At 70.4% G+C, this 18,177-nt stretch carries 16 protein-coding genes, 2 tRNA genes and 1 pseudogene; 17 read left to right on the top strand and 2 right to left on the bottom strand.

Going from position 1 to position 18,177, the window contains the following annotated elements; all coding sequences use genetic code 11:
* Window positions 1–10: 10 nt before the first annotated feature.
* Genes ACWC2B_RS02355 through ACWC2B_RS02345 form a run of 3 tightly spaced genes read left to right on the top strand, consistent with a single transcriptional unit; the run spans window position 11 to window position 4,022 of the window.
* Window positions 11–2,605, top strand: a complete 2,595-nt coding sequence (locus ACWC2B_RS02355) for a YfhO family protein (RefSeq protein WP_450714554.1) — start codon at window positions 11–13, stop codon at window positions 2,603–2,605.
* A 2-nt stretch (window positions 2,606–2,607) separates the two neighbouring features.
* Window positions 2,608–3,597, top strand: coding sequence for a glycosyltransferase family 2 protein (locus ACWC2B_RS02350; RefSeq protein ID WP_450714877.1), 990 nt, complete (start codon window positions 2,608–2,610; stop codon window positions 3,595–3,597).
* A complete protein-coding gene (locus ACWC2B_RS02345) occupies window positions 3,597–4,022 on the top strand; it encodes a GtrA family protein (protein WP_450714553.1) in 426 nt (141 codons plus the stop codon). The genes ACWC2B_RS02350 and ACWC2B_RS02345 overlap by 1 nt, the downstream gene beginning before the upstream one ends.
* A 62-nt stretch (window positions 4,023–4,084) precedes the next feature.
* Here the strand turns inward: ACWC2B_RS02345 and ACWC2B_RS02340 are convergent, their stop codons facing one another.
* Window positions 4,085–6,226: a PIG-L family deacetylase gene (locus ACWC2B_RS02340; RefSeq protein WP_450714552.1), complete on the bottom strand. Its 2,142-nt coding sequence runs from the start codon at window positions 6,224–6,226 to the stop codon at window positions 4,085–4,087.
* A 381-nt stretch (window positions 6,227–6,607) separates the two neighbouring features.
* Between ACWC2B_RS02340 and proB the strand changes: the two genes are divergently transcribed.
* The 5 genes and pseudogenes from proB to ACWC2B_RS02315 all read left to right on the top strand — a co-directional run bounded on the left by proB (window position 6,608) and on the right by ACWC2B_RS02315 (window position 11,835).
* Window positions 6,608–7,735, top strand: coding sequence for a glutamate 5-kinase (gene proB, locus ACWC2B_RS02335; RefSeq protein WP_450714551.1), 1,128 nt, complete (start codon window positions 6,608–6,610; stop codon window positions 7,733–7,735).
* Between the two features lie 154 nt (window positions 7,736–7,889).
* Window positions 7,890–8,348, top strand: coding sequence for a hypothetical protein (locus tag ACWC2B_RS02330; RefSeq protein WP_399485968.1), 459 nt, complete (start codon window positions 7,890–7,892; stop codon window positions 8,346–8,348).
* 74 nt (window positions 8,349–8,422) lie between these two features.
* Window positions 8,423–9,733: a glutamate-5-semialdehyde dehydrogenase gene (locus tag ACWC2B_RS02325; RefSeq protein ID WP_450714550.1), complete on the top strand. Its 1,311-nt coding sequence runs from the start codon at window positions 8,423–8,425 to the stop codon at window positions 9,731–9,733.
* Window positions 9,734–9,851: 118 nt separating this feature from the next.
* A pseudogene (locus ACWC2B_RS02320) lies at window positions 9,852–10,418 on the top strand (SCO2584 family spore wall biosynthesis protein); the annotation flags it as partial.
* A gap of 334 nt (window positions 10,419–10,752) precedes the next feature.
* On the top strand, window positions 10,753–11,835 hold the full coding sequence (locus tag ACWC2B_RS02315) for an SCO2583 family membrane protein (RefSeq protein ID WP_450714549.1): 1,083 nt from the start codon (window positions 10,753–10,755) through the stop codon (window positions 11,833–11,835).
* Between the two features lie 33 nt (window positions 11,836–11,868).
* Here ACWC2B_RS02315 and ACWC2B_RS02310 read toward each other — a convergent pair whose 3' ends face one another.
* The gene (locus ACWC2B_RS02310; protein ID WP_450714548.1) at window positions 11,869–12,975 is read right to left on the bottom strand and encodes a M48 family metallopeptidase; all 1,107 of its coding nucleotides are present in this window, start codon (window positions 12,973–12,975) and stop codon (window positions 11,869–11,871) included.
* Window positions 12,976–13,085: 110 nt separating this feature from the next.
* On the opposite strand from ACWC2B_RS02310, the gene ACWC2B_RS02305 reads away from it, so the two are divergent.
* The 9 genes from ACWC2B_RS02305 (at window position 13,086) to ACWC2B_RS02265 (ending at window position 18,110) form a co-directional block, all read left to right on the top strand.
* Window positions 13,086–13,247: a hypothetical protein gene (locus ACWC2B_RS02305; protein WP_189964314.1), complete on the top strand. Its 162-nt coding sequence runs from the start codon at window positions 13,086–13,088 to the stop codon at window positions 13,245–13,247.
* 81 nt (window positions 13,248–13,328) lie between these two features.
* Window positions 13,329–13,490: a hypothetical protein gene (locus ACWC2B_RS02300; protein WP_189964312.1), complete on the top strand. Its 162-nt coding sequence runs from the start codon at window positions 13,329–13,331 to the stop codon at window positions 13,488–13,490.
* A 37-nt stretch (window positions 13,491–13,527) separates the two neighbouring features.
* Window positions 13,528–14,145, top strand: coding sequence for a nicotinate-nucleotide adenylyltransferase (gene nadD, locus ACWC2B_RS02295; protein WP_100578252.1), 618 nt, complete (start codon window positions 13,528–13,530; stop codon window positions 14,143–14,145).
* 46 nt (window positions 14,146–14,191) lie between these two features.
* The gene (locus ACWC2B_RS02290; protein WP_450714547.1) at window positions 14,192–15,865 is read left to right on the top strand and encodes an LCP family protein; all 1,674 of its coding nucleotides are present in this window, start codon (window positions 14,192–14,194) and stop codon (window positions 15,863–15,865) included.
* A gap of 92 nt (window positions 15,866–15,957) precedes the next feature.
* Window positions 15,958–16,395 (top strand): ribosome silencing factor, encoded by a 438-nt coding sequence (rsfS, locus tag ACWC2B_RS02285; RefSeq protein WP_053726174.1) that lies wholly within the window; start codon window positions 15,958–15,960, stop codon window positions 16,393–16,395.
* On the top strand, window positions 16,392–17,048 hold the full coding sequence (locus tag ACWC2B_RS02280; RefSeq protein ID WP_450714876.1) for a histidine phosphatase family protein: 657 nt from the start codon (window positions 16,392–16,394) through the stop codon (window positions 17,046–17,048). Before rsfS ends, ACWC2B_RS02280 begins: the two co-directional genes overlap by 4 nt.
* A 112-nt stretch (window positions 17,049–17,160) precedes the next feature.
* Window positions 17,161–17,233, top strand: a tRNA-Ala gene (locus tag ACWC2B_RS02275).
* A 330-nt stretch (window positions 17,234–17,563) separates the two neighbouring features.
* Window positions 17,564–17,797: a hypothetical protein gene (locus ACWC2B_RS02270; protein ID WP_053726163.1), complete on the top strand. Its 234-nt coding sequence runs from the start codon at window positions 17,564–17,566 to the stop codon at window positions 17,795–17,797.
* 240 nt (window positions 17,798–18,037) lie between these two features.
* A tRNA-Ala gene (locus tag ACWC2B_RS02265) sits at window positions 18,038–18,110 on the top strand.
* The last annotated feature ends 67 nt before the right edge of the window (window positions 18,111–18,177 follow it).

Here is an 18,177-nt window from a genome sequence, read left to right as displayed (position 1 = left end):
GGGAGCCACGGTGCTGAAGACCTCGCCCCGCCCGGCGCCCGCCCCCCTCAGCCCCGGACCGGCACGACGACCCCGCGCCCGGTGGGCCGCGCCCGCGGCCTCCTCGCTCGCCGCGATGAGCGCGTACTGCCTGGCCACAGCCGTGCGGGGCACCTATCCGTTCGGCGGGCGCTCCCGGGACGTCAACGACCTCGGCAACCAGTTCGTGCCCTTCCACGCCCACCTGTGGGACCTCGTACACGGGCAGGGCGGCGGCGACCTCGTCTTCAACTGGAACAGCGGCTACGGCGTCCCCTTCCTCGCCGACTTCCTCACCTATCTGATGAACCCGTTCTCCTGGCTCGTCGCGCTCTTCCCCCGCGACGCCCTGGACCTCGGTGTATTCCTGGTCACTCTGCTCAGCATCGGCCTCGGCACCGCCCTGATGACCGTGTTCCTCGGCACCCTGCGGCCCGGCCCGCCCTGGCCGCGGGCGATCCTCGCGGTCGGCTACGGCGTGAGCGGCTGGGTCACCTACGACGGCTGGTCCGACCCCATGTGGATGTGGGGCCTCGTCTCGTTCCCCCTCATCGGCATCGCCGCCGACTGGGCACTGCACCGGCGCCGCTGGACCGCCGGCACCCTCCTGGTCACCGCCTGCTGGGCCGGGAACTTCTACACCGCCGCCATGGCCACCCTCGGCATGGGCCTGATCCTCGCGGTGCGCCTCCTCCTCGATACCCGGCCGGTACGCGAACGAGGCCGGGCCGTAATCCGCGCCGCCACCATGACCGCCACCGGCATCCTGCTCGCCGCCCCCGTCATCACCGTCCCCTACCTGGCCAGCCGCGCCGCCCAGCCCGCCCCCGACGAAACCTGGGACGGCCCGCCCGAAGCCCGCGACTACCTCGCCCACCTGCTGCCCGGCGGCTACTTCACCAGCACGCCCCGCATCTGCGTCGGCGTCCTCGCCCTGCTCCTCGTCCTCACCTTCCCCTTCATGACCCGAGTGGCCCGCCGCGAGCGCGCCGCCTGGTGCACCCTCGCCGTGCTCGTCGCGCTCTCCTACCTCTGGCGGCCGACCATCCTGCTCTGGCACGGCCTGGCCATACCCAACGGCAGCCCCTACCGCGCCGCCCTCGCCCTCACCACGATCCTGGTCGCCATCGCCTGGCTCGCCCTGTCCCACGGGCCAAGACCCCGCGAGCTGCTGCTCGGCACCGCGCTCCTGGCAGTGCTGCTCGCCGCCGCGAGCACCAGCCCGTACATGTCATCCGGCACCTGGATCCTCACCCTGGCCGGCCTCACCGCCTCGGGCGGGCTGCTCCACCTGCTGCACCGCCGAGGGCCACGCACGCCCCTCCTGTGCGCGCTGGCCGCGGCCGTGTTCCTCGGCACCGCGGGCGCCGCCTACTCCACCAGCGAGATCCGCGACCGGCAGCCCTTCTGGCGCCCCAAGACCACCCTGGACGCCGACTCCCTCGCCGCCCGCGCCGCCGTACGCGCCCACGACACCTGGCCGCACGGGCGCAGCGACCCCGGACGGCACGAGTTCGCCGACAACGACCCGCTGCTCCTGGGCGGCCAGGGCGGCTCGTACTACAGCAGCTACGTGCCCGCCCGGACCGCGGCCACCCTGCACGACCTCGGCGCGGGCTGGGAGATCGGCGGCCGCCACCTGCTCGCCCTCGACGACCCGGTCGGCCGCGCCATCATGGGCATCGGCAGCCACCTGGAGAGCGCGGCCGACGCCCCGCACGGATTCGTCCAGTCCACCGAGCCCGCCCCGCCCGTCGTCACCCTGCGCCCGCCCGGCACACCGCTGGACTCGGCGACCCCCGACGCCTCGCTCTTCGCCCGCCGCAACCGGGTCATCGGCGCACCCCTCTACACCGTCCCGACCCTGGGGCCCGTCCGGCGGATCCCGTCCGGGACGCCGAAAGGCCAAGGCGCCTCGCGGGCGACCAGACCCGCCGGACAGACCCCGAGCGCCTCGGCCGGTGACCTGCACCTGCCCGCCGGGACGACCACGTTCACCGCACGCTGCACGCCCGGCGCCACGGCCCAGCTGTACGCCCCCTGGTACTCCGGCACCGTCCGCGCACTCGGAGTCACCCTCAACCCCGACCCGCTGCGGCCCATGGCCAACCCGGGCCTGCTGACGCTGGCCACCGTCCCGGCCACCGGCGAGTTCACCGTCACGTTCGACTCCGCCAAGGCCCAGGACATCCCCCGCACGCCCCTGGGCTGCTTCGACCGTGGGACACTCGACAAGGTGGTCGACGCCCTGCAGGCCACCGGCCCCACCCGGGTCACGGCCGGCGGCCACTCGATCCAGGCCGCCTTCCGCCCGGGCACCACCGGCACGGCCGTCATCGCGGTCCCCGCGACCGACGGCTGGCGGTGCCGGGTGGACGGCGGGGCGGCGCGAACCCCCGGTACGCTCGGCGGACTGATCGCCGTCGAGCTGGCCGGGAGCAGCTCCCGCGTGGCCTGCTCGTACCATACTCCCGGGCTGAAGTCCGGACTGGTGGTGAGCGGTCTGGCACTCGCCACCCTGCTCGCTGTCGCCATCGGTGGGGCGCTCCGCACCCGCACCTGCCGCTCCTCTACTGGAAAGCACTGATGATGAAGCTGTCGGTCGTCGTCCCCTGTTACAACGAAGAAGCGGTCATCGACCAATTCGACGCCAAGACCCGCAGCGTGCTCGACACCCTCGCGATCGAGTACGAGATCTGTTACGTGGACGACGGCAGCCGCGACAAGACGCTCGTGCACCTGCGGGCGCTCGCCGAGAAGTACCCGGACGCCACCCGCTACGTCTCCTTCAGCCGCAACTTCGGCAAGGAGGCCGGCATGCTCGCCGGGCTCCGCGAAGCCACCGGCGACGCCGTGGTCATCATGGACGCCGACCTCCAGCACCCGCCGGAGCTCATCGAGCGGATGCTCGACCTCTACCAGCTGGGCCACGACCAGATCATCGCCCGCCGCACCCGCGAAGGCGACAAGAAGGTCCGCTCCGCCCTGAGCCGCCTCTACTACCGCGCGGTCAACAAGTGGGTCGACGTCGAACTCACCGACGGCGTCGGCGACTTCCGCATGCTGTCGCGGCCCGCCGTCGACGCGCTGCTCTCCCTCGGCGAGTACAACCGCTTCTCCAAGGGCCTGTTCTCCTGGATCGGCTTCGACACCGTCACGTTCGACTACCAGAACGCGCAGCGCGAAGCCGGCGAGACCAAGTGGAAGTTCGGCTCGCTCCTCAACTACGGCATGGACGGCCTGATCTCCTTCAACAACCGTCCGCTGCGCCTCGCGATCTGGCTCGGCGTGATCCTCGCCGGCATCGGCGCGGCCTACGCCCTGTGGATCACCGTCGCCGCCATCGCGTACGGCGTCAGCACCCCCGGCTACGTCACCCTCGTCGCGATCATCGTCGGCCTCGGCGGCGTGCAGATGGTGATGCTGGGCCTCATCGGCGAGTACATCGGCCGCATCTACTACGAGACCAAGCGCCGCCCGCACTTCCTGGTCAAGGAGTCGCACGGCTTCCCGGGCAAGCCCGAGGGCGTCGAGCGGCGCGAGCTCTACCGCAACGGCCAGCAGCACAAGGCGGTCTGATGCCCAGTCAGCTCGGTCAGGTGATCCGCTTCGGCTTCGTCGGCGGCGTCAACACCTGCACCTTCTACGCCTTCTACTGGCCGCTGCTGCACCTCGCGCACCTGCCGTACTTCGTGGCGTACACCATCGCCTTCCTGCTCAGCATGGTCGGCTCGTTCTTCCTGAACACCTACTTCACCTACCGCACCAAGCCGACCTGGAAGAAGTTCCTGCTCTTCCCGCTCACCAACGTCACCAACTTCGTGGTGCAGAGCGCCGGCCTGTTCGCCCTGGTGCACTGGGTCGGCATGAACAAGACGATCGCCCCGCTGGTCGCCGCCGTGGTGGCGATCCCGTTCACGTACGTGCTGTCCCGCAAGATCCTCGTGTCGGGACACAAGGAGGCCGAGCCGGCAGCGGTCGCACCGAAGATCCCGGTGAAGTAGCGGCGCCGCGAACACAACGGAGGGGGCGGACACCACAAGGTGTCCGCCCCCTCCGTCATGTCCTAGGCGCGGCTGCCCGCGCTCTCCTTCACCGCCGGCGCCCACTCGCCGAACCGGGCACCCGGCCTGGTCTGGCGGGAAGCGTACAGATGGCCGTCCGTGCCGACCACCGCGACCACGGCCCGGCCCGAAGAGTCCTGCGCCGCGCCCGGTATGCCCACGAACTGCACACCCGGGCCCTCCCACGCCGACTCGTCCGACGACGGGACCACACGGCCCCCGTCGTCCCGGGCCGCCAGCACCAGCGTGCCGCCGTTCCCGCCGAGCCGGTACGCGGCGACCCGCCCGTAACCGCCCACCGGAGTACGCCGCACCACCGTCCACGCCGCCCCAGGACCGCCGGGCGAGGCGACGGCCACCTGCGCGGTGCCCGCCTGCCGGTAGACGGCCGAGGCACCGCCCTTGCCGTCCCCGACCAGACTCACCGCGCTGCCCGCCGGCGTCAGCCCCGTCGGCGGCGCCAGCTTCGGCAGCTCACCCGGCGCCGGGGACACCCAGTGCAGCACCGTCTTGGCGACCGGCGCCGCCACATGGAGCCGGCCCGACGGGTCGACCAGCGCGTCGATCCCCTCCACCACCAGCGGATGCGGAGGCTGCTTGCCCGGCGGGTGGTCCAGAAGCCGCCAGGGCCCCCAGTCCTTGCCGCCCCGGCCACTGCGCAGCGCCACATCCCCCGCCCAGTTCCGCGCAAGAACGTGCACGGTGCCGTCAGGGGCGAGCGCCGTCGCCGGATAGCCCGTCTCCAACGACTTGTCGGGATCCGCGTCCGGCGTGCCCAGCGAACTCCACGCGCCGAACCTGGGCGCCCCGTCGGCGCCGACCCCGCTCTGCCGGACGCACACCAGCTCCTTGTGATGCTTGGCGCCCTTGAACGGCAGGACCGTACGCGTCGCGAACAACTGAAGCGTCCCGTCGGCGTGCCGCACCACCTCCACCTGCGGGTCCAGCGACGAACCCGCACTGCCCACCACGTCGAACGGCCCCGCCCACGGCCCCTTGCCCGCCTCCCGCTCCACCCAGCACCGCACCGCGCCGCTCAGCACCGCGAACGCCGCGAGCCGCCCGTCCTTGAGCGGCGCCAGCCAGCGCGAAGTGCCCGGCGTGCGCGTACGAGTACCGCGCGCCCAGCCGGCCCCGCCCGCCTTCAGACCGTTCGGACCCACCTTGAGGTCACCGCAGCCCGACGGATCACCACAGTCCCGGTGATCGACCCAGCCGTACGCGTTCAGAAGCTGGGCGGTGCGCCGGGTGGTCGCCGCGTCCAAAGACGGCGGCGTGTAGTTCGTCGGATAGCCGAAGTAATTGGTCACCGACGCGGCACGGCCCTTGCCCGCACCCCAATAGCGCTCCATAGCCGCCTGCATGAAACGGGCCGAAGCGGTGTGGTCCTGGTGATCCAGATAGCTCAGCCCGCGCAGTATCGTCGGCGCGCTCATCATCGCCACCGTCTCGCGCGGGGCATGCAGCGGAGTGGGGTCCAAGGTCCGGATCACCGTCGGATTCACCCGCGCGATCGTCGCCGCCAGCGCGTCCGTGAGCTGGTCACGCGTGTAGGCGCGGGGCATCCGCACCGAGCTGCCCGTGCCCGGCAGCGTCGGCAACTGCTCGATGGCGCCCAGCCACAGACCCCGCATGCTCACCGGACGCGGCACGCTCACATAACGCGCCTCGCACAGACCCATATAGATCAACTGGACGTGCGGAGCGGCCTGCAGATAGTGCAGCTCCGAGCGGAACCCGGGCAGCAGCTCCACCGGCTCCACCGACCACGGACTGTTGTCGTCACCCGTCGCCATCAGCGCGTGAGCGGCACGCAGACCGTTTATGCGGGCTCGCGCGAACCCGGGCCGGTCCGTGGGCAGCGACTTGAACTGGGGGCTCTTGGGCGCCGCGTTGCGGCCGTCCGACTCGCCACTCGTCATGCAGACCGTCACCGACAGCGCACCGCTGCGGATCGACTGCTCCAGATCCGGATTCATGAAGTAGATGCCGTCATCGGCATGCGCGATCACGTGCAGATACGACTGCTCGGACGCGGCCGAGGCGGGCTTCCCGGTCGTCGTCCCCGCCGACGGGCCCTGCGTGCCCGAACCGCCCTGCGGCGCCAGCCACTGCCATCCTCCGTAGGCAAGAGGCGCCGCCACAAGCCCGCCACCGGCGACTTGCAACAGACGTCTACGAGACGGCGACGACGGCATCCGACACGCTCCTAGTTGCATCCAGGTGAGCCGCGTCCCGCCCTGCACCCACCATGGAGTTGTTCGACTGGTCATCAGAAGGGAGGGCGAAGCGGCCGCGGAGGTTTCACTTCAGACGCTAAATTTGCCCGGCTGGTACGAAACAGCAAGGTACGGACGTGAAACAGCAAGGTACGGACGTGTGGGCTTCAGCACCCCATCGGGCCATGACTTCCCCAGTTTTCCTACTTTGTCGAACTTAAAGCTTCTCTGTGCGGTCACGGTGAGGCTGTCCGCCGATTGGAACTTCCAAGCACCGAGCACCCGTCCTGACATAGATTTCACCGTGTGACAGTGGCAAGGCAGCAGGTGGCACAGGCCCGCAGAATCGTAGTCAAGATCGGATCCTCCTCACTCACCACCGCCTCCGGCGGCCTCGACGCGGACCGCGTCGACGCCCTGGTCGACGTGCTCGCCAAGGCGCGCAGCGGCGGCGAGAAGGAGATCGTCCTCGTCTCCTCCGGCGCCATCGCCGCCGGCCTCGCCCCACTCGGCCTACGCCGCCGCCCCAAGGACCTCGCCCGACAACAGGCCGCCGCCAGCGTCGGCCAAGGCCTCCTCGTCGCCCGCTACACCGCCTCCTTCGCCCGCTACGGCGTACGCGTCGGACAAGTCCTGCTCACCACCGACGACACCAGCCGCCGCGCCCACTACCGCAACGCCTACCGCACCCTCGACCAGCTCCTGGCCATGGGCGCGCTCCCCGTCGTCAACGAGAACGACACCGTCGCCACCGACGAGATCCGCTTCGGCGACAACGACCGCCTCGCCGCGCTCGTCGCCCACCTCGTCCGCGCCGACCTGCTCGTCCTGCTCTCCGACGTCGACGGCCTCTACGACGGCGACCCTTCGAAACCCGGCACCTCGCGCATAGACGAAGTCCACAGCCAGGCCGACATCGCACACGTCCAGATCGGCAGCGCGGGCAAGGCCGGCGTCGGCACCGGCGGCATGGTCACCAAGGTCGAAGCCGCCCGCATCGCCGCCGCCGCCGGCATCCCCGTCGTCCTCACCTCCGCCAGCCAGGCCGCCGACGCCCTCGCCGGACGCGCCACCGGCACCCACTTCCACCGCACCGGACGCCGCTCCGCCGACCGCCTCCTGTGGCTCGCCCACGCCTCCACCCCGCAAGGCGCCCTCGTCCTCGACGACGGAGCCGTACACGCCATCGTCGAAGGCCACAAATCCCTCCTCCCCGCCGGAATCGCCGCCGTCGAGGGCGAGTTCGCCGCCGGCGACCCCGTCGAACTGCGCGACACCCAAGGCCGGCCCATCGCCCGCGGTCTCGTCAACTTCGACGCCAAGGAAATCCCCCAACTCCTCGGCCGCTCCACCCACGACCTCGCCAAGGAACTCGGCCCCGGCTACGAGCGCGAAGTCGTACACAGGGACGATCTGGTCGTCCTGCACCCCTGATAACGGCCGAAAGTCCAGCCATAAGACAGACACCTTCAGGAAAACCGCCCCGCGCCCGGCCTCGGGCTGGTCAACTTTGAAGCGGGGGTACGCGCGGACCGGCAACCCGCGCAGTACCGCACCGCATCGCACACAGCAGCACAGGAGGCCGCCGGTGAGACGAGCGCGCCCGGGGGCGGCGCCCCGAGGGACGACGGCTGAGCGGACCCTGACCAGTGTGGGGACGGGGGCCGACGTCGAACGGAGAGAAGTACCCGAACAGCCCGGGGACACCCCCAGGCTGTGGCACATCACGCTCAGCGTCTCGGGAGCCGAGGCCCCGCTGAAAGAGGTCCGCCGAGGCCTCGAACAGCTCGCCCACGACCACCCCTTCCTGCTGACCAGCCGCTACGCCAACGACCACGCCGAGATCCGCTACTGGGAAGAGGCCCGCGACCTGCACGACGCGGCCGCCGTCGCCCTGCGCCTGTGGGGCGAACACCGCTCCACGGCCAAACTGCCGCCCTGGGAGATCGTCGGCCTCGAAGTCATCGACCGCGGCACCTACCACCAGCGACTCGCCGAGGGATACGGGCCGCCACCAGCCGCACCCGTGGGCGTCCACCCTTTCTGACCCCGCTCCCCGGCACCGTCTCGGGGAGTGGAATACGGTCAGAACGACCTCCCGGCGCCCATTAGTCTGCGGACATGGCCTCGCTCACCTCGCCCTCGCCCTCGTCCCCGGACTCCCCGGACGACGCCATGCCCCCGGTCACCCAGACCGCCCACCGGGCGCGCACCGCCGCCGCCGAGATCGCGCCACTTCCGCGCGCGGCCAAGGACACCGCGCTGCTCGCCATCGCGGACGCGCTCGAAGCACGGACCGGCGAAATCGTCGAAGCCAACGCGCTCGACGTGACCAAGGCCCGCGAGGCCGGAACCAGCGAAACCGTCATCGACCGCCTCACCCTCACCCCCGAGCGGATCCGCGCCATCGCATCCGACGTACGCGCCGTGGCCGCCCTGCCCGACCCGGTCGGCGAAGTCGTGCGCGGCTCCACCCTGCCCAACGGCATCGATCTGCGTCAGATCCGCGTCCCGCTCGGCGTCGTCGGCATCATCTACGAAGCCCGCCCCAACGTCACCGTCGACGCCGCCGCCCTCTGCCTCAAGTCCGGCAACGCGGTCCTGTTGCGCGGCTCGTCCTCCGCGTACGTCTCCAACACCGCCCTTGTGAGCGTCCTGCGCGACGCCATCGAAGAAGCCGGCCTGCCCGCCGACGCCGTCCAGCTCGTACCCGGCCAATCCCACGACTCCGTACGGGAGCTGATGCGCGCCCGAGGCCTGGTGGACGTCCTCATCCCGCGCGGCGGCGCCTCCCTCATCCGCACCGTCGTCGAGGAATCCACCGTCCCCGTCATCGAAACCGGCACCGGCAACTGCCACGTGTACATCGACGCCCAGGCCGACCTCGACATGGCCGTCGACATCCTGATCAACTCCAAGGCGCAGCGCCCCTCGGTGTGCAACTCCGCCGAGACCCTCCTCGTCCACCAGGACATCGCGGACGCCTTCCTGCCGCGCGCCCTGGACGCGCTGGCCGACGCCGGAGTCACCGTCCACGCCGACGAGCGGGTACGGGCCCACGCCGACGCCTCCAAGGCCACGGTCGTCGCGGCCACCGAGGAGGACTGGGAGACCGAGTACCTCTCGTACGACATCGCGGCCGCCGTCGTCGACTCCCTGGACGACGCCGTCGCCCACATCCGACGGTGGACCTCCGGACACACCGAGGCCATCGTCACCACCTCCCAGGCCGCGGCCCGCCGCTTCACCCAGCTCGTCGACTCCACGACCGTCGCCGTCAACGCCTCCACCCGGTTCACCGACGGCGGCCAGTTCGGCTTCGGCGCGGAGATCGGCATCTCCACCCAGAAACTGCACGCCCGCGGCCCCATGGGACTGCCCGAACTGACCTCGACGAAGTACATCGTGACCGGCGATGGTCACACCCGGTAAGCGACGGTCGCAGCAGGTAATTGACGGTCGCAGCGGGTAAGTGGCGTAACTCCCCTTCCGGGAGGCGGAGTTCGGCCACTCCCTGCCCAAAACGGCCGCCCGGGGCTACCCTGAACGCGTGCCGGACGACGTAGGGGGCGGGCCGTTTCCGGACGGCCGGGAGCCCGACGACGACCGCGGGGGCGCGGACGATGACTTCGCCTCCGTGGTGTTCGACGAGGACTTCGTACGCGCCGCCCAGATCCACGAACCCAGTGCGGTCGAGCGACTGCTCGCCGCCGCCCAGGCCCGCGCCGAGGCGGAAGCCGCCCGCGCCCGCGCGGGCGCCGGAGCCCCCGACGACGAGCCCTACGACGACGGCTACGACCCCTACCGCCCCGGCCGCGACCCGGACGACCTCGGCGGCCCCGGCCTGTCCGGCGGCGCCGAAGCCGGACCGTACGGCCGCCACGGCGGGGTCCTGCGCCCCTACCGGGGCCGAGCCCGCTGGCACCGCCCCATCGCCTGGGTCCTCGCCGTCGTGATGGGCATCGGCATGGTCGCCCTGGCCTTCTCAGCCGTCTACCGAGGCGCCACCTCCGACCACGAGGACAAGGCCCCACCCCCCGCCACGAGCAACGTCGACAATCCGACGAACGCGGCCGGCCCCGCCGTAGGGGCAGTCCCCGGCGCCGCCGCGGCCTCCTCCAACGCTGGAGGACTGGGGCGGGACGTGGGCGCGGCACCGGACACCAACGGCCAACCCGCCCCCGCGGTCTCCGCCTCGGCTCCTGCCTCGGTCTCCGCCCCGGTTTCGGCTTCCGCGGACTTCGACGCGCCGGCGGTTTCGGCTGCGCCTTGGGTGCCTTAGGGGGAGTGGTTTCCGCGCGGGGGAGGGGGCCCCTCCCCCTCCCCCCGCCCACCCTCCCCTTCCCCCGCCCCACCCCCTGAGCAGCCCCTGAACGCTCGCGTACGAACTCGTCAGAAGTTGTCGTGTACCAGCGCGTTTACCTTTCCCTCACCAGACCTACCCTGAAGGTATGGCAGGGCGTGGAGAGCCACCCGAGGGGACACCGGAGGGCCTCCCCGGCGGTGGTGACGACGAGTACCGGTCCGTCGTCTTCGACGAATCGTTCGTGCGTGCTGCCCGCCTTCAGGAGTTCTCCGCCCAGGAGCGCATGCGCGAACACGCGCGGGCCGTACGGTCCCGTCCGAGCTGGTCCCTCAGGGCTTCCTCCAAACCGGCCATCGCCTTGGTGCTGCTGCTCCTCATCGCCTTCAGTACCGCCATCTACATGGGCATCCGGCACCCGTACCAGCCGCCTTCCACCAGTCGGCCCGAGCCGCTGCGGATGACCGTGATCCCGCTCGCCCCGCAGGGCCCGGTGCCGGGCGGTGACGCGGAGCAGCTCTTCGCGCGCAGCCCGGCCGCCCGGTTCCGGATCGGCGGCTCCGGCATCAATCTGCCCTCGGCCACCAAGACCGAGCACTTCTCCGAGGGGCAGGTGATGAACGCCCTGTCCATCGCCAAGGACTACCTGATCAAGTCGTCCCTGGATCCCGATGTCCTGGCCGGCGGCCCGGTCCGTCAGATCCGGGTGCTGCTCGATCCCGATCTGATGGCCCAGTTCGACCAGAGCGTGGCCGCCCCGGTGGACGACGGCCGGCACTCCGCCACCGGCTGGCTGGTGCGCTTCGATCCGGCCAAGGTGGTCCTCGCCGATCCCCAGATCCGGGTCCAGGGCTCGATGAGCTACTCGGAGTCGGGTCCGAACGCCCTCGACGTGGCCACCGACTATGTCTTCGTGTACGCCCTGCACCCGGCCGGGAACGACCCGCACACCAATGACGCCTCCCTGTTCACCGTCCGCCGCGAGCTGCACTTCCGGCTCGACCGCGAGGACCTGCGGCTGAACCGTACGGAGCTGCAGGCCAGCACCGTCGAGGCCGGTCCGCAGGCCTGCTCGGCCGATGTCGCGGCCCAGTTGAGGCCGCTCCTCGCGGGGGAGCGGGCCAGCGCGCAGGGCCCGGCAGGCACCGACCCGTACGCGACCGGCCCCGCGCCCGAGGCCCTCTGCGGCACCCTGGCCGCCGGCACCCAGCCGTCCCCCGCGGCCGGCTGATCCGGCTCAGCGTTCTTCCGCGGCCGCTCTTCCTCAGCCCTCCCCCTTGCCGTTCTGCTCGGGCTTGCCGTCGGTCGGCTCCGCGTCCGGTCCGGCCGCCTTGTCCGAGGGGCGCGGGCCCGTGCCCGTGAACTTGTCGCGCAGCTTGCCGCCCAGGTCCGCCGTGCCGCCCGCGATGTCGCCGACCAGCTTCATCAGCGGGTCCTTGCTGCTCTTGACCGCGTCGGCGTACGAGGCCGCGGATTCCCGGAAGGAGTCGGTCACCGAGGTGTCCTTGTCCTCGTCGCGGCGCGGGTAGTGACCGTCCATGATCCGCTGGTAGTCGCGGGTCTCCGACCACTTCTTCAGCTCGGCCGCGCGCACCGTGGTGAACGGGTGCGAGCGGGGCAGCACGTTGAGGATCTTCAGCACGGAGTCACGCAGGTCGCCCCCGGCCTCGTACTCCTCGGCCTGCTCCAGGAACGCGTCCACGTTCATCTCGTGCAGGTGGTTGCCGCCCGCTATCTTCATCAGCCCCCGCATCGAGGCCTGCAGATCCTGGCCCACCAGCAGCCCGGCCCTGTCCGCGGACAGCTCCGACTTGCGGAACCATTCGCGCAGCGCCGTGACGATCGCCATGATCGCGACGTTGCCCAGCGGAATCCAGGCGACCTTCAGCGCGAGGTTGGTGAGGAAGAGCAGGATCGTGCGGTAGACGGAGTGGCCGGAGAGGGCGTGGCCCACCTCGTGGCCGACGACCGCGCGCATCTCCTCCTCGTCGAGCAGCTCGACCAGGCCCGTCGTCACCACGATGATCGGCTCGTCGAGACCGATGCACATCGCGTTCGGCTGCGGGTTCTGCGTGACGTACATCGGGGGGACCTTCTCCAGGTCCAGGATGTAACAGGCGTCCCGCAGCATGGCGTTGAGGTGCGCGAACTGGGCGTCGCTCACTCGCACGGAGTCCGACAGGAACAGCAGTCTGAGGCTGCGCTCGGGCAGCAGCCCGCTCAGCGCCTTGAAGACGGTGTCGAAGCCGGTCAGCTTGCGCAGCGCGACCAGCGCCGAGCGGTCCGCGGGGTGTTCGTAGGCCCGGGAGGAGATCCCGGGGAACCTGCGCCGCTGCCTGCTCGGCACGTTGTCGTTGATGTCTTCGGTCATGGGTGCCCCCTGTCGTTCGAGTCGTCGGCTCGTCCCCCTGACGACATCCACATTAGGCGGTGGGGATACCGTGGCCCGGGGGCCTGTGGATAACTTCGAGGAGACCTGCCATGCCGGACGTCGTCACCGCTCTCGCTGCCGCTTCCGGCCAGGGGCCGGGCGCGCTGCTGCGGATCCTGCTGCTCGGCTCCATGGTCGGAGCGGGCCTGCTGGCCTGGTTCCTGCTGCGCGGATACCGCTCGAACGGTGGCGACGACAACAAGAACGACTGAGTCGGCGTGAGCGTGCCCGGACCGCCCGCATACGATGTGGGCGAAGTCTCCGCCCCGACTCCCGGATAGGTCCTGCCGAAGATGAGCCTCCACAGCACCGCCGCCAACCTGGTCACGCTCGCCGAAGGCGCCGAGCACGGTGGCAACCACGAAAGCCTGCAGCCCTGGATGACGGGCGGCGGCGCGCTGGTCATCCTGCTTCTCCTGCTCTGGGTCACCACCCGCTTCAACCGCGACCGCTGAGTCGGGGCCGAAAGCCGGGCCAGTAGGCTCTGCACGCATGGGAGAGCAGGAAGTGCCTACCGGTCCGGTGAAGCGACGCATCGGTGTGATGGGCGGAACGTTTGACCCGATCCATCACGGACACCTCGTGGCCGCCAGCGAGGTGGCCTCGCAGTTCCATCTGGACGAGGTCGTCTTCGTACCGACAGGGCAGCCGTGGCAGAAGAGCCACAAGCTGGTCTCCCCGGCCGAGGACCGCTATCTGATGACGGTCATCGCCACCGCGTCCAACCCGCAGTTCTCTGTCAGCCGCATCGACATCGACCGCGGCGGGGCGACGTACACCATCGACACCCTGCGGGACCTGCGCGAGCGCAACAGCGACGCGGACCTCTTCTTCATCACCGGCGCCGACGCACTCGGCCAGATCCTCACCTGGCGGGACGCCGAGGAACTGTTCTCGCTGGCCCACTTCATCGGCGTGACCCGGCCCGGCCACGTACTGACGGACGACGGGCTGCCCGAGGGCGGGGTCTCCCTGGTGGAGGTGCCGGCCCTGGCGATCTCCTCGACGGACTGCCGGGCGAGAGTCGCGCAGGGCGACCCCGTCTGGTATCTGGTTCCGGACGGTGTGGTCCGCTACATCGACAAGCGCCAGCTGTATCGCGGCGAGTGAGACCAGCTGAACCGCCTGTACGTCGGCGAGTGAGAGAAGGCCACCGGTGAACGACCGCCAGTACGACCCGTACGCGCCGCAGGTGCAGCTGGTCGGGTACGACGAGTACGGCCGGCCGGTGTACCAGCAGGTCCAGCCGCAGCAGCAGGCGTACGACCCCTACGCGCAGCCCCAGGAACCCCAGCAGCAGGGGTACGGCTACGACCAGACGTACGTCCCGCAGCAGGCGACGTACGACCCGTACGCGCAGCAACAGCCGGAGCAGACCCAGCAGTTCCCCCAACAGGCGCAGCAGACCCAGCAGTTCCCGCAGCAGGGCTACGGGTACGACTACGGCACCGCGCAGCAGCCGCCCGTCCAGGCGCCTCCCGCGCCGGAGCCGGCGCCGCAGCCGCAGGGCGCGCCCGTGCTGCCCCAGCAGCGCCGGGACGAGCACGGCGAGGGTGGCGAACGCGACTACCGCACCGAGCAGTTCTCGTTCATCGAGGAGCCCGACGAGGACTCCGAAGACGTCATCGACTGGCTGAAGTTCACCGAGAGCCGCAGCGAACGCCGCGAGGAGGCCAAGCGGCGGGGCCGCAACCGCGTGGTCGCGCTTGTCGTGGCGCTGGCCCTGGTGGCGGTGGGAGGTGCCGGCTACCTGTGGTTCGCGGGCAAGCTGCCAGGCCTCTCGTCCTCCTCGGACACCAAGAACGGCGGCGCCACCACGGCCGGTCCGCAGAAGCGCGACATGATCGTGGTGCATCTGCACAACACCAAGGCGGGCGGCACCTCCACGGCGCTCCTCGTCAACAACGCGACCACCAAACAGGGCACCACGGTGCTGCTGCCCAACGCGCTCGCCGTCTCCAATGACGACGGCAGCCGCACCACCCTGGGCAAGTCGGTGGACGCGGACGGCTCGCAGGGCACCCGGGATTCGCTCTCCACCCTCCTCGGCGCCAAGATCACCGGGACCTGGCGCCTGGACACCCCGTACCTGGAAAACCTCGTCGACCTCGTCGGAAACATCGACATCAGTACGGATGCGGACGTTCCCGGCGGCAAGGGCGGCGACCCGGTGGTGAAGAAGGGCGACGACCAGACGCTCACCGGCCAGATGGCCGTCGCCTACGCCACCTACCGCGGCCCCGGCGAAGCCGAGACCAAGCAGCTCCAGCGCTTCGGCGCGGTGATGTACGGGGTGCTGCGCAAGATCTCCGACGATCCCAAGGCCGCCACCGTCACCGTCCAGACGCTCGCGCAGATCCTCGACCCGTCGCTGCCCGAGAGCGACCTCGGGGCCTCCCTGGCCAAGCTCGCCGAGCACGCCAAGATCGGCGCCTACAAGACCGCGCTCCTGCCCGTACAGCCCGACGGCACGCTCAGCCAGCAGGCCAGCGACAGCGTGGTCAAGGACGTCCTGGGCGGCCAGCTCGGCGGTGGTTCCGAGCAGGGCTCGGCGGTGCGGGTCGGCGTCAAGAACGCCAGCGGCAACCCCAAGACGGCAGAGGCCGCACGGGTCGCCCTCGTCAACGGCGGCTATGCGTTCGTCGACGCCGGAAACTCCGGCACCGAAGCCGCCTCGCAGGTCCTGTACGCGGACGAGGCGAAGAAGGCGAAGGCCGTCGAGGTCGCCAAGACTCTCGGGCTCCCGGACAGCGCGGTCAAACAGGGCAAGGCGGCCGTCAACGCCGACGTGTCGGTCGTCATCGGAAAGGACTACAAGGCCCCGCAGTGAGGGGCCCGGAGTAATCCTTTCGGGGCTGTCGGCGGTCCGTGAGATCCTGGAAACCGATCCGATTGGATCTGACCGCCGACGAAAGCCTGCTTGTGACCGCCACGGACCGTTCCATCGAGCTCATCACCGCCGCCGCTCAGGCGGCCGCCGACCGGCTCGCGCACGACATCATCGCGTACGACGTCAGCGATGTGCTGTCGATCACCGACGCCTTCCTGCTCGCCTCCGCACCCAACGACCGCCAGGTCAAGTCGATCGTCGACGAGATCGAGGAGCGGCTGAACAAGGAGCTCGGCGCCAAGCCGGTGCGCCGCGAGGGCGACCGCGACGCCCGCTGGATCCTGCTCGACTACGTCGACATCGTCGTGCACGTCCAGCACAGCGAGGAGCGCGTCTTCTACGCCCTGGAGCGGCTGTGGAAGGACTGCCCCGAGCTGCCGCTGCCGGACGACGCCATGAAGACGCGCGGCAAGGCCGCCGAGCACGCCGCGCTGACCGGCGCCGACGAAGCGGACGGTGAGCTGAGCTGAACGGCACCACCAAAGGCGGCCGGGGCCGCCGGATAGTCCTGTGGCGGCACGGCCAGACGGCCTGGAACCTGGAGCGCCGCTTCCAGGGCTCCACGGACATCGCGCTGACCGAGACCGGCATCGGCCAGGCGCACCGCGCCGCGCGCCTGCTGGCCGCGCTGAAGCCGGACGCGATCGTCGCCTCCGACCTTCAGCGGGCCGCCGCCACCGCCGCGGAGCTGGCAGCCGTGACCGGTCTTCCCGTCGAGCACGACTCGGCCCTGCGTGAGACGTACGCGGGCGCCTGGCAGGGGCTCACGCACGAGGAGATCGTTGACCAGTACGGCGAGCAGTACGCGGCGTGGAAGCGCGGCGAGCCCGTGCGCCGCGGCGGCGGCGAGCTGGAGACCGAGGTCGCCGACCGGGCCGCCCCGGTCGTGCTGCGCCATGCCGACAAGCTGCCCGACGGCGGCACCCTCGTCGTCGTCAGCCACGGCGGCACCATCCGCACCACGATCGGCCGTCTGCTCGGCCTGGAGGCGCACCACTGGGAGGGCCTTGGCGGGCTCACCAACTGCTGCTGGTCCGTCCTCGGCGAGGGCGCGCGCGGCTGGCGCCTGCTGGAACACAACGCCGGCACGCTCCCCGAGCCGGTCCTCGGCGACGACGACTAACCGCTGCTCAGGGGCGGTGACGGCCGGATTTCACTTTCCGGCAGGTCACAGGCTAGAGTTCTTCTTGTTCGCAGCGCGGGACCGCCGAAGAAGCGGAAACAAGGCGAACAGCGGGGCTATAGCTCAGTTGGTAGAGCGCCTGCATGGCATGCAGGAGGTCAGGAGTTCAATTCTCCTTAGCTCCACAATCGGATCCCGTCCCCTCGTGGGGGCGGGATCTTCTTGTTGTCCGCCCCCCCCGTGGCCGGTCTCGTACGGCGACAGCACTGACCCCCTTGCGAGGACATGGCAGAATCGGGACGGCCGGAGGGGGACGACGGACCGAACGGGAGGGAGTGCGCGATGCCCGCGAGTCGCGATGAATTCCCGGAACCGCCCGGCGGGCCGCAGGCCGCGTCGCCCGGCGCCCGCCTGAGCTGTCCCTCCTGTGGCTCCTCCCACGTCGCGCAGATGCTCGGCGACAACGGAGGGGTGTCCTACGTGTGCACGGCCTGCGGCCACAGCTGGAGCTGAACATGGGTGCACACAGGCGGAAATGCGACTGGTGCGGCAGCGGTACGCCCATCGTCAGGGACATGGATCCGGTCAACACCGACTACCAGTACTGGTGCGAGGAATGCGCCCGGGCGCTGATCATAAAGGGCGACCCGATCGAGACGTATCGGGAGCTCGAAGGGGAGCCGATCTACGGCCGTCTCCTTGAGGCGCACTGCACGCTCAAGCGGTTCTACTCCTTCGCGACGGCCTGAGCGCCGCCGGAGAGGGGAAGGGCGTCCCGGTCGACTGACGCAGCAGGTACACGTCGGCGGCAGGCGTCACGGGATGGCCGGGGCAGGGGAAGCGGGCAGAGGCGTGCACTACCTTCACGGTCGCTGAAGCGGACGTTACGGTCCTTCTTCGGGCAGAACGGAAACCGATTTGGTGAAGCACCGGGGGGACCGTGTAATGTTCTCGATGTCGCCGCGGGAAACCGGGCGGCGGGAAAACAAGGGGCTATAGCTCAGTTGGTAGAGCGCCTGCATGGCATGCAGGAGGTCAGGAGTTCAATTCTCCTTAGCTCCACAGTAAAGAAGGCGGGCCATCCGAAACCGAAGGACCGACATCAATTAGTGTCACCAGCCAGAACAGT

This window comes from Streptomyces sp. NPDC001415 (genome assembly GCF_053597395.1).
Note: the sequence above shows the minus strand (reverse complement) of the source record. Positions and strands in the feature narration are given on the sequence as shown.

What these genes read in the sequence shown, in the direction of transcription:
- ACWC2B_RS02325 (WP_450714550.1), top strand. Translation starts at nt 8,423, where the DNA reads ATGGCCTCGCTCACCTCGCCCTCGCCCTCGTCCCCGGACTCCCCGGAC.
- ACWC2B_RS02305 (WP_189964314.1), top strand. Translation starts at nt 13,086, where the DNA reads ATGCCGGACGTCGTCACCGCTCTCGCTGCCGCTTCCGGCCAGGGGCCG.
- ACWC2B_RS02310 (WP_450714548.1), bottom strand. Translation starts at nt 12,975, where the DNA reads ATGACCGAAGACATCAACGACAACGTGCCGAGCAGGCAGCGGCGCAGG.
- ACWC2B_RS02300 (WP_189964312.1), top strand. Translation starts at nt 13,329, where the DNA reads ATGAGCCTCCACAGCACCGCCGCCAACCTGGTCACGCTCGCCGAAGGC.
- nadD (WP_100578252.1), top strand. Translation starts at nt 13,528, where the DNA reads ATGGGAGAGCAGGAAGTGCCTACCGGTCCGGTGAAGCGACGCATCGGT.
- ACWC2B_RS02350 (WP_450714877.1), top strand. Translation starts at nt 2,608, where the DNA reads ATGAAGCTGTCGGTCGTCGTCCCCTGTTACAACGAAGAAGCGGTCATC.
- ACWC2B_RS02270 (WP_053726163.1), top strand. Translation starts at nt 17,564, where the DNA reads ATGGGTGCACACAGGCGGAAATGCGACTGGTGCGGCAGCGGTACGCCC.
- ACWC2B_RS02315 (WP_450714549.1), top strand. Translation starts at nt 10,753, where the DNA reads ATGGCAGGGCGTGGAGAGCCACCCGAGGGGACACCGGAGGGCCTCCCC.
- ACWC2B_RS02345 (WP_450714553.1), top strand. Translation starts at nt 3,597, where the DNA reads ATGCCCAGTCAGCTCGGTCAGGTGATCCGCTTCGGCTTCGTCGGCGGC.